The organism is Parafrankia sp. EUN1f, from assembly GCF_000177675.1.
In the GTDB taxonomy this organism is placed as follows: domain Bacteria; phylum Actinomycetota; class Actinomycetes; order Frankiales; family Frankiaceae; genus Parafrankia.
In genome coordinates this window covers 1-606 of record NZ_ADGX01000394.1, presented here as the reverse complement: position 1 = coordinate 606, position 606 = coordinate 1, and the positions used below count along the sequence as shown (strand labels likewise).

At 72.1% G+C, this 606-nt stretch carries 1 protein-coding gene; it reads right to left on the bottom strand.

Annotation, left to right across the window (positions count from 1 at the left end):
- Positions 1-431, bottom strand: a 431-nt coding sequence (locus FREUN1FDRAFT_RS39290) for a hypothetical protein (RefSeq protein WP_006546031.1), incomplete at its 3' end; no start/stop codon positions are given.
- Between the last annotated feature and the right edge of the window lie 175 nt (positions 432-606).

Here is a 606-nt window from a genome sequence, read left to right as displayed (position 1 = left end):
CGCCGCGGCTGGGTCGGCACCAGCTGGTGCGCTGCGTCCGCCAGGTCGGCGGCCAGGTCCGACACGACCAGCCGTGCCAGCTCCCCCTCGGTCGCCTCGAAATGACCCTCGTCGGCCAGGGCCTGCCAGGTCGTCGCCGGCAGGTCCTCCGACTCCACCAGCGGCGGCGCCAGCACCCCGGCATCCAGCAGCTCGGCCGACAACGCATCCCGCGCGGCCTGCAGGCGGATGATCGCCTCATCCATCGCGGCCAGCGCGCCGCGGCCCACCTCGGTGCGCTCCTCGGCCGTCAGCTCGGACGAGCCCGCCGCGCCGCGCCAGCAGTCCGAACGGGACATCGCCCGGTCGGCGGCGCGACGCGCGGCGGTCCAGGCCTTCTCTGTCTTGTGGGATAGGTCACGTGCTCGCGTCGAGGGTGCGAGGGGGGACATGCTGTCTCCGGCGGTCCGGCGCCCGGGCGGGCGCTCCTGGTGCCACCGAGTGGGGAGCGATTAATTCGACCTCGGATGGATCGCCGTGATCTGCGGATATGCAGGTCAGGTCACCGTTCCTGGCGAAGTAACTTACAAGCGAGTGGTCGCAGGTTCGATCCCTGCCGCGCCCACC